An 8,720-nucleotide genomic window follows, 5' to 3' on the forward strand; every position below is an offset into this window, starting at 1 on the left:
CAGACCCGTTGGAGCCAGTCACGACAGTCAGCTTACGGGTTGTCCATTTCGACTCCGGTGCTGTTGTTGAGGGTGCTGTCGCGCTTGATGGCAGCTTTTGATCGACAGCCCTATTTGTATAGTAAAAAATGCTATAGTTTTGCCCCATGACAGATCAAAAACGCGTTTTCAAGATAAAGACCTTTGACAGATGGGCAAAGAAATTACTTGGTGACGACGTATTTTGCCGGGCTGCAAGAGAGATAGAGCAAGGCGTGTTTGAGGCAGACCTGGGTGGCGGTATTTGCAAGAAGCGGGTCGCGATTGCAGGCATGGGGAAAAGTGGGGGAACAAGAACATTGGTAGCCAAACAACATGCGGCGGCGATTTTCTTTTTACTCGGCAGAGAAAAGAGCTCACCGGGCACCGACTTCTCTGATTCTGCCGTGGAAGCGGTCAAACTTATCGGTGCAAATTTGCAAACTCAAGCCATGTCAAAACTTGATGAAATGAAGTTCAACGGAAGCTTAAAGGAGATATGCAATGCCAAAAAGAACCAGTGAAGAAGCGCGCATGCTACAGGAACTGCTCGATACTGCGGCGGACATGAGCACCTACGGCGTCATGTCTAAAACAGACATGGCTCGCATCCGAGCGCTTTGCGAAGTGCCCCCTGCTTACACACCAGAGCGCGTTGTGGCGATCCGCACAACGATTGTGAAAGCCAGCCAGGCGGTTTTTGCAACGATGCTCAATGTGAGCGTATCGACGGTGCAAAAATGGGAGTCGCCCGTTGCCAACAAGCATCCCAGCGGTACCTCGGCAAAGTTATTGCAAATGGTTGAGGCCAAAGGAGTCGAGGCACTTTTGGTTTAGTTGGGGCGGGCTCGTCGATCCCTGGATGGCAGCGGCCGCTTTGGAGCGGGCAGATCGCAAATTTCTACGACCGGATACGCTGCATGGCCGAACTGCGCTGCACCGGTTAGATGACTTCCACCCTTGACCTGCAACTTCCGAGAAATCGTGCAGGCTTGCATTGTGCCGATTCAGGCACTGACCTAGCCGATTTACGTCGGCTTCCCGGCAACCAACAATAATTCATCAAGATTCTCTGCGGCATTCATATCTGCCGTCTCAATCTTACACCGCGACCCCAAACAACATGCCAACGCCCGCGGTGAGCCCCATGGCCAGCGCGCCCCAGAACGCCACGCGCACGACGCCTTTGACAATGCCGGCACCGCCGGTGTAGGCCGCCAGGCCACCCAGAATCACCAGAAACAGCATCGAGGTGGCCGCCACCACAGGCGTCAAAATCCCGAAAGGGACGAGCCAGGCTGTGAGCAGTGGCAAACCGGCGCCCAAGACAAATGACAGCGCAGACACCAGCGCGGCCTGCAGCGGGTTGGCGCTGGTGGCTTCGGTAATGCCGAGTTCATCGCGGACGTGGGCGGCCAGCGCATCACGGGCCGTCAATTGCGTCGCCACCTGTTTGGCCAGCTCGGCATCGAGCCCGCGCCCCACGTAAATCGCGGCCAGTTCGGCGAGTTCTCGCGCGCCGTCGGTGGCCAGTTCTTCGCGCTCGCGGGCAATGTCGGCCTGCTCGGTGTCGGACTGCGAACTCACCGACACATATTCGCCCGCCGCCATCGACATGGCACCGGCCACCAAGCCAGCTACGCCCGCCACCAGCACCGGCCCCTGCGTGGCGCTGGCAGCGGCCACGCCCAGGATCAGGCTGGCAGTGGAGACGATGCCGTCGTTGGCGCCCAGCACGGCGGCGCGCAGCCAGCCGACGTGTTGCGTGCGGTGATTTTCAGAGGGCGGATTGGACATTGTTTTTATCGCTTGAAAGGCGGCTTTGTGGTCAGGCGGGTTTGACGCCGAGTATGCGCCCGGTGAACTTGCGCGCCACCGGCGCCAGGTAAAAGATCACCGGCACGCCCACCACATAGGCAATGCCGAAGGCCTTCATCCACAGCCGAAAAAAGTGCTCGGTCAGGCCGATGTTGACAAAAGTGATGACAAACGTCATCACGAAGATCATCATGGCGCCCATGACCAGCGAAAACACAAGGTGAAATTTTTTTTGAGGATTCATCTGCTACTCCTGTTTTATGCTCATGCGGCGAGCCATTGTGCGATTTTGTCACGACTGGCATACCCCCCCTGCGTGCACCCCTTGCTGTTGATCACCACGCCAGGGTGCGCAAGACGCCATAGCCCATGATGTCGCGCAGCTTGACTGTCGCTCGTGAATTTTGCATGCCTGGGGCGAGTACCATTCGCACCATGACCGATTCATCCAGCTTGACCGGCGACGATCTGGCATCGTTTGCCCTGACCCTGATCACCTCGCGGCAAAACATTTTGCCCAGGCGCCTGGCTGCGCCCGGGCCCAATGAAGATCAGGTGAATGACATGTTTCGCGCAGCCGCGTCTGCGCCCGATCATGGCGTGGTGATGCCGTGGCGTTTTGTGCTGGTGCCGCAGGCCAGGCGCGAGGTGCTGGCCGACGCATTTGGCCGGGCCTTGAGCGAGCGCGATGCCAGCGCGACGCCAGAGCAGATCGCGCAGGCGCGCGAGAAGGCCTTTCGCGCGCCGTTTCTGGCGCTGGCCATTGCCCGGCTCGGGCCCTGCGAGCCCGACATCGACCCGCTGGAGCGCATGGTGTCGGTGGGTGCCGCCATCCAGAATTTTCTGCTCAGTGCGCACAGCATGGGCTTTGGCAGCAGCCTGACCAGCGGCCAGGCCATGCACTCGGCGGCCTTGCGCCAGTTGTTTGCCCTGACCGAGGGCGAACAGGCAGTGTGCTGCATCAACGTCGGCACCGTCAGCAAACGCAAACCTGCGCGTTTGCGCCCCGATGTGGCAGAGTTTGTCAGCAGCCTTTGATGCCGCCCTGAAATGCCACCCTGAAACGCAACAAAACAACGCTCATGTCAAACGCCACGCCAACAGATGACTCACCGCTTCTTCAATGCCTGCCGCCTGATGACCCGCAGCGCGCCGCCCTGCACAACGAGGTGCATGCCCGGCCGTCGGCTCGCGTGCGCCTGCCGGCGCTGATCATTTATGTGGCGGTGCTCAATGAAGGCGTGAGTCGGGAGGCCGAATGTGTTCACTTGAACCGCTTGCCGGGCCAGGCCGAATTGTCCCCCGAGCGCTTGCAAGACAATTTTTTGCGTTTGCGGCTGGCTGGCTTCTCGGTCAAGTGGGAGCGCCACAGCGAATTTACCCGTTACTCCATCGTCCAGCCCCTGCCGGCCGGGGCCTTGCTGGGTGCGTCCGAACCTGATTTGCTGGGACAGCTGGCGGTGTCGCCGCAGTGGCTCGCGCAAATTCCGGGCCGCACCGTGGCTGCGGTGCAATTGGCCATGCTCCAGGCGCCGCTGGATGACGCCACGGCCCTGATGGTGCAGGCGGTGAAATGGTTGGGTGGACACACGGTGGTGGCGTCTTTGCTCGGTAGCAACGCAGCCAGCGTGGCGGGTCAGGGTGTTGAGTCGGCCAACCGACAGGGCTACGAATACCCGATGGGCCATTCGTGGGCGCTGACGCAGTTTCGCCTCCAGCCGGACGGCTTCGAGCGCATGCTGGTGATCGCGTCCGAAGGCACCAGCCAGACCCGCGCGGGCCGTATTGCCGCGCGCCTGCTGGAACTGGAAACCTACCGCCTCATGGCGCTGCGCGGACTGCCGGTGGTCAAGGCCCTGGGCCCGATGCTGGCGCAGGCCGAAAGCGACCTGGTGCGCATCACCGGCCAGTTGGAAAACAAGACGGTGTCTGATCAGGAACTGCTCGACACCCTGGTGTCGCTGGCCGCCAGCGTGGAGCGCGCCACCGCCGAGAACAGTTACCGCTTTGCTGCCACCCAGGCTTACTACGCGCTGGTCAACCAGCGCATCCGGGAGCTGCGCGAAAAAGCCATTCCCGGCACGCAGACCATTGGTGAATTCATGCAGCGTCGGCTGTCGCCGGCCATGGCCACGGTGGCCGCCACCGGGCAGCGGCTGGCATCTTTGTCGGAGCGGGTGGCGCGCACCAGCGACCTGTTGCGCACCCGGGTCGATATTGCCACCGAGGTGCAAAACCAGCAATTGCTGGCCAAGCTCACACGCGGCCAAGAGCTGCAATTGCGCCTGCAAAGCACGGTCGAAGGTCTGTCGATTGCCGCCATTTCCTACTACGTGGTCAGCCTGCTGCTGTATGGCGGCAAGGCGCTCAAGGCGGCCGGCTTGCCGATCAACCCCGAAATGGCCGCCGGTGCGCTGGTGCCGCTGGTGCTGTGGGCGGTGTGGCGCACCACGCGGCGCATTCACGCCAAGCTGCACGTTGGAAATTAAAAAATCAAAAATTGACAAAAGTCAGCGTCTTTGCGTTTTCTGTAAGGCATAAGTGGCTTTCAGAAAAAAGTATTCACCAACCTTACAGGAAACACCCATGAAAGCCTTTCAGGACTACTACCCCGAGAACCTGTCGCATTGTTATGGCTGCGGCGCCAAAAACGACCACGGCCACCGCATCAAGACGTTTTGGGATGGCGACGAGACCGTGACCCGTTTCACGCCTGAGCCCTATCACACGGCAGTGCCCGGTTTTACCTACGGTGGCCTGCTGGCCTCGCTGATCGACTGCCACAGCACCGGCACCGCTGCCGCGGCCATGTACAAGCAGGAGGGCCGGGCCATGGACACGCTGCCGGCGTTTCGCTTTGTCACCGGGTCGCTGCACGTGGATTATCTGAAGCCCACGCCCATCAACGAAACGCTGGAAATCCGCGGTCGGGTGAAGGAAATCAAGGGCCGCAAGGTGGTGATCGAGTCCACCGTCTATGCCGGCGGTGTGGCGACCGCACGCGGCGAGGTGGTGGCCATCCAGATGCCCGAAAACTTTGGCGTGGGCGCTGCCTGATATGGGAGCAATCACATGGCAAATCATCAAGAACCGGGAACGGGTGAGCGCAGAGCGCAGGACCCGCGTTTTGTCAGCCAGCTCACACGCAACACCTTTGCGTTGATTCTGGCGGGTGGGCGTGGCAGCCGCTTGCACGAGCTGACCGACTTTCGCGCCAAACCGGCGGTGCCATTTGGCGGCAAATTCCGCATCATCGACTTCACGCTGTCCAATTGCGTCAACTCGGGTGTGCGCCGGGTCGGTGTGGCCACCCAGTACAAGGCGCAAAGCCTGATCCGGCATTTGCAGCTGGGCTGGAGTTTTCTCGATGGGCGGCTCAATGAGTTCATCGAGATCATGCCCGCGCAGCAGCAGTCCGACGAAGAGCACTGGTACCAGGGCACGGCTGACGCGGTGTTTCAGAACCTGCGCGAAATTCGCCATGCCCGGCCCGAATACGTGCTGATCCTGTCGGGTGACCATATCTACCGCATGGACTACGGCAGGGTGCTGGCCGCCCACGTGGCGCGCCGGGCCGACCTGACGGTGGCCTGCATCGCGGTGCCGCTGGCCGAGGCCAGTGCGTTTGGCGTGATGTCGGTGGACGATGCAGGCCGGGTGCTTGATTTCACTGAAAAACCCGCCCAGCCTCAAGCCATGCCCGGCGAGCCGGCGCACGCCCTGGCCAGCATGGGCATTTATGTCTTCAACACCAGTTTTTTGATCGAGCAACTGCTGCGCGACGCCGACGACCCCAACTCGAGCCATGATTTTGGCAAGGATGTGATTCCGCACTGCGTCAAACGCTACCGCACGTTTGCACAGAATTTTTCTGAGAGCTGTGTCACAGAGCCTGGCAAATCGGCCTATTGGCGTGATGTGGGCACGCTCGATGCCTATTGGTCTGCCAACATGGACCTGGTGCAGGTCACACCCGACCTGAATCTGTATGCCGAGAACTGGCCCATCTGGACCTGGCAGCCGCAAATGCCGCCAGCCAAATTTGTTTTTGACGACGACACCCGACGCGGCAAGGCGGTCGATTCGATGGTCTCGGGCGGCTGCATTGTCAGCGGCGCCATCGTGCGACGGTCAATGCTGTTCTCGGGCGTGCATGTGCACAGCTATGCCACCGTGGAAGACTCGATGGTGTTGCCCAATGTGCAGGTGGGGCGCCACTGCGTTTTAAAGAAATGCATCATCGATAAAAATTGCGTGCTGCCAGAGGGCACCGTGATTGGCATGGACCCGGTGGAAGACAAGAAACGCTTCCGCGTCACCGATTCCGGCATCACGCTGGTGACCAGGGAAATGCTCGGCCAGGGCGAGCGCGGGATTCGCTGAAATCCTTGTTATGGCTGCGGTGTAAAACCCCACGTAACATTAAATAAACCTGAGCTGATATTATTTTGAAACTAAAACTTCCTGTTGAAACGCTCTACATGAAAACTGCCCACGACCTCGTTGCTGCCGCCAAAGCCCGCGTGCAGGAAATTCCGGTGACTGACGCCGAACAAGCTATCCGTGAAGCCGATGTGCTGGTCGATGTGCGCGAAGCCGATGAATTTGCCGCTGGTCATCTGGCTGGCGCCGTGCACATTTCGCGCGGCATGCTCGAATTCAAATTCAGCGCCAACCCGGCGCTGCAGTCGCGCGACCTCAATATGCTGCTGTACTGCAAAACCAGCGGCCGCGCCGCGCTGGCCGCCGCTGCCCTGCACGACATGGGCTACCTGAACGTGCGCTCCATTGCTGGCGGTTTTGATGCCTGGGTGGCGGCAGGCAAACCGGTGGCCAAGCCCGAGATACCGTCGTTCGAGTAATTAGTGTGCTCGCCAGCGCGCAAATGACCAGCGTGGCGACCAGGCCGCTGACCGCATCGCGCGACATCAATGAAGGGCATCAAGAAAACTTGGCGCCGTTTCGCAAATCGCAAAACGGCACCATGCTGGGCTGTCAGTTCAGCCGCATGCCAGCGACCAGTTGCGTCACGTTGTGCTGCATCATCTTGAGGTAAGTGGGTGCCGGGCCGCTCGCATCAGACAAGGCGTCGGAATACAGCGTGGCGCCCACGGCGACACCGGCATCCTTGCTGAGTTGCTCAATGAGCTTGGGATTGCTCATGTTCTCCACAAACACGGCCTTGATTTTTTCGCGCTTGATCTGGCGGATCAACTCGGCCACGTGTTTGGCGCTGGGTTCACTGTCGGTGTTTACACCCTCCGCGGCCAGCATGGTGATGCCGTAACGTGCAGCCAGGTAGCCAAAGGCGTCGTGCGAGGTGATTACCTTGCGTTGGGCTGACGTAATGGCATCGAACTGCGCCTTGGCTTGCGCGTCGAAGTCTTTGAGCTGCCGGGCATACGCCTGAGCGTTGGCCTGGTAAGTGGCGGCATTGCTGGGGTCAGCCTTGGCCAGACCAGCGGCAATCTGGCTCACGTACTGCACCACGTTCAACGGGTTTTGCCAGGCATGTGGATCAGTTTCAGCGTGATCGTGGGCGTGTTCGGCTTCGGCAGCCATGGTAGGTGGCTTGACGCCCTTTGATGCCACCACGGTAATGCCCTTGTAGCCGGCAGACTGGGCCAATTTTTGTGCCCAGGGCTCGAAGTTCAACCCATTGATTAGGAACACGCGGGCGCCCAGCACGGCTTTAGCGTGGGCTGGGCTGGGGGTGAATTCATGCGCGTCGGCATCAGGCCCCACCAGCGTGGTGAGTTTGACGCGCTCGCCGCCCACCACTTTCACCAGATCGCCCAGAATGCTGAACGAGGCCACCACAGGTAGTGGCTCGGTGGCGTGGGTCGGCGTTATGACGAGGCTGCTGGCAGTCAGAGCAGACAGGGCAAAGAGCTTGAAGGCTTGTCGTTGCATGAATTGTATTTGTTGAGGGTTGAAAAAACTAAGCCACGCGGTGCGCTCGCTTGAGCACCCGGGGCAGCCAGCCGCCGGGCGACACCAGCAATGACACGCCATAGAGCAGTCCGGCGCAGCCGATGATGGTGGGCCCGCTGGGGGTGTCGAGGTGATAAGACAACAGCAGCCCAGCGAACCCGGCCACAGCCGCCTGGGCGCTGGCGTTGAGCAATTGGGCGCTCAAGCTGTCATGCCAGAGCCGGGCTGACACGGCTGGCAGCATCATCAGGCCGACGGCCATCAGCGTGCCCAGGGTCTGAAAACCGGCTACCAGGTTGACCACCACCAGCATCAAAAAGCTTTGTTGCCAGATCCAGCCGCGTCGGCCCCAGCTTTGCGCAGCGGATGCCGCCAGAAACACCGGGTCGAAGCTTTCCAGCACCAGCCCGCGGTACAGCGCGGCCAGGGCGATCAGGCTGAGGCTGGCCACACTGGCCACCAATAGCAGGCCTGATGTATCAACGCCTAGCGCACTGCCAAACAAAATGTGCAGCAAGTCGAGTTGCGTGCCCTGGCGCGACAGCAGCGTCACGCCCAGCGCCAGCGCCAACAGGTAGATGGCGGCCAGGCTGGCATCTTCCTTCAGGGTGGTAAAGCGGCTGATAAACCCTGCCAGGCCGGCTGCCACCATGCCGGAGATCACGCCACTGACGGCCATGGTCGTGAGTGACAGGCCGGCAAACATGAAGCCAATCGCCACACCCGGCAGCACCGCGTGGCTGATGGCGTCACCCAGCAGACTCATGCGCCGCAGCGTCAAAAAAACACCCAGCGGCGCAGCGCTCACGGCCAGCGCCAGCGTGGCCACCAGCGCGCGGCGCATGAAGGCAAATTCGGCAAATGGGCCAATCATCTGCTCCCACAAGGTCATCATCCTAGATTCCTCAGTTGACCGCTTGAAAACTTCGATAAGGCATTGAACTGATTAG

Annotated in this window: 11 protein-coding genes; 7 read left to right on the forward strand and 4 right to left on the reverse strand. The window is 60.3% G+C overall.

Going from position 1 to position 8,720, the window contains the following annotated elements; genetic code table 11:
- The first annotated feature begins 146 nt into the window (after window positions 1-146).
- On the forward strand, window positions 147-542 hold the full coding sequence (locus IBX54_RS09630) for a type II toxin-antitoxin system RelE/ParE family toxin (protein WP_296542442.1): 396 nt from the start codon (window positions 147-149) through the stop codon (window positions 540-542).
- Window positions 523-855 carry a transcriptional regulator gene (locus IBX54_RS09635; protein ID WP_296542443.1) on the forward strand — a complete coding sequence of 111 codons (333 nt, stop codon included), beginning with the start codon at window positions 523-525 and terminating at the stop codon, window positions 853-855. Before IBX54_RS09630 ends, IBX54_RS09635 begins: the two co-directional genes overlap by 20 nt.
- 264 nt (window positions 856-1,119) lie before the next feature.
- Here IBX54_RS09635 and IBX54_RS09640 read toward each other — a convergent pair whose 3' ends face one another.
- Both IBX54_RS09640 and IBX54_RS09645 read right to left on the reverse strand, forming a co-directional pair.
- The gene (locus IBX54_RS09640) at window positions 1,120-1,815 is read right to left on the reverse strand and encodes a VIT family protein (RefSeq protein ID WP_296542444.1); all 696 of its coding nucleotides are present in this window, start codon (window positions 1,813-1,815) and stop codon (window positions 1,120-1,122) included.
- A gap of 31 nt (window positions 1,816-1,846) precedes the next feature.
- Entirely contained in the window at window positions 1,847-2,080 is a 234-nt protein-coding gene (locus IBX54_RS09645; protein WP_296542445.1) for a DUF2798 domain-containing protein, read from the reverse strand.
- Between the two features lie 191 nt (window positions 2,081-2,271).
- On the opposite strand from IBX54_RS09645, the gene IBX54_RS09650 reads away from it, so the two are divergent.
- From IBX54_RS09650 to IBX54_RS09670, 5 genes are all read left to right on the forward strand, one after another.
- Window positions 2,272-2,874, forward strand: coding sequence for a nitroreductase (locus IBX54_RS09650; protein ID WP_296542446.1), 603 nt, complete (start codon window positions 2,272-2,274; stop codon window positions 2,872-2,874).
- Between the two features lie 44 nt (window positions 2,875-2,918).
- Window positions 2,919-4,325 (forward strand): DUF3422 family protein, encoded by a 1,407-nt coding sequence (locus IBX54_RS09655; protein ID WP_296542447.1) that lies wholly within the window; start codon window positions 2,919-2,921, stop codon window positions 4,323-4,325.
- A 97-nt stretch (window positions 4,326-4,422) separates the two neighbouring features.
- A complete protein-coding gene (locus tag IBX54_RS09660) occupies window positions 4,423-4,893 on the forward strand; it encodes a PaaI family thioesterase (protein ID WP_296542448.1) in 471 nt (156 codons plus the stop codon).
- 15 nt (window positions 4,894-4,908) lie between these two features.
- Window positions 4,909-6,219, forward strand: a complete 1,311-nt coding sequence (gene glgC, locus IBX54_RS09665; protein WP_296542449.1) for a glucose-1-phosphate adenylyltransferase — start codon at window positions 4,909-4,911, stop codon at window positions 6,217-6,219.
- Between the two features lie 98 nt (window positions 6,220-6,317).
- Window positions 6,318-6,698 (forward strand): rhodanese-like domain-containing protein, encoded by a 381-nt coding sequence (locus tag IBX54_RS09670; protein WP_296542452.1) that lies wholly within the window; start codon window positions 6,318-6,320, stop codon window positions 6,696-6,698.
- Between the two features lie 133 nt (window positions 6,699-6,831).
- On the opposite strand, the gene IBX54_RS09675 is transcribed toward IBX54_RS09670, so the two are convergent.
- On the reverse strand, window positions 6,832-7,749 hold the full coding sequence (locus IBX54_RS09675; RefSeq protein WP_296542450.1) for a metal ABC transporter substrate-binding protein: 918 nt from the start codon (window positions 7,747-7,749) through the stop codon (window positions 6,832-6,834).
- 28 nt (window positions 7,750-7,777) lie between these two features.
- Window positions 7,778-8,665 (reverse strand): metal ABC transporter permease, encoded by an 888-nt coding sequence (locus IBX54_RS09680; protein ID WP_296542451.1) that lies wholly within the window; start codon window positions 8,663-8,665, stop codon window positions 7,778-7,780.
- Between the last annotated feature and the right edge of the window lie 55 nt (window positions 8,666-8,720).

The sequence above is a fragment of the Rhodoferax sp. genome, from assembly GCF_014859475.1.
Taxonomy (GTDB): domain Bacteria; phylum Pseudomonadota; class Gammaproteobacteria; order Burkholderiales; family Burkholderiaceae_C; genus Rhodoferax.

Excerpts from the sequence above, each read along its gene's own strand:
- IBX54_RS09670 (WP_296542452.1), top strand. The coding sequence starts at position 6,318 with ATGAAAACTGCCCACGACCTCGTTGCTGCCGCCAAAGCCCGCGTGCAG.
- glgC (WP_296542449.1), top strand. The coding sequence starts at position 4,909 with ATGGCAAATCATCAAGAACCGGGAACGGGTGAGCGCAGAGCGCAGGAC.
- IBX54_RS09630 (WP_296542442.1), top strand. The coding sequence starts at position 147 with ATGACAGATCAAAAACGCGTTTTCAAGATAAAGACCTTTGACAGATGG.
- IBX54_RS09650 (WP_296542446.1), top strand. The coding sequence starts at position 2,272 with ATGACCGATTCATCCAGCTTGACCGGCGACGATCTGGCATCGTTTGCC.
- IBX54_RS09635 (WP_296542443.1), top strand. The coding sequence starts at position 523 with ATGCCAAAAAGAACCAGTGAAGAAGCGCGCATGCTACAGGAACTGCTC.
- IBX54_RS09645 (WP_296542445.1), bottom strand. The coding sequence starts at position 2,080 with ATGAATCCTCAAAAAAAATTTCACCTTGTGTTTTCGCTGGTCATGGGC.
- IBX54_RS09655 (WP_296542447.1), top strand. The coding sequence starts at position 2,919 with ATGTCAAACGCCACGCCAACAGATGACTCACCGCTTCTTCAATGCCTG.
- IBX54_RS09680 (WP_296542451.1), bottom strand. The coding sequence starts at position 8,665 with ATGATGACCTTGTGGGAGCAGATGATTGGCCCATTTGCCGAATTTGCC.
- IBX54_RS09640 (WP_296542444.1), bottom strand. The coding sequence starts at position 1,815 with ATGTCCAATCCGCCCTCTGAAAATCACCGCACGCAACACGTCGGCTGG.
- IBX54_RS09675 (WP_296542450.1), bottom strand. The coding sequence starts at position 7,749 with ATGCAACGACAAGCCTTCAAGCTCTTTGCCCTGTCTGCTCTGACTGCC.
- IBX54_RS09660 (WP_296542448.1), top strand. The coding sequence starts at position 4,423 with ATGAAAGCCTTTCAGGACTACTACCCCGAGAACCTGTCGCATTGTTAT.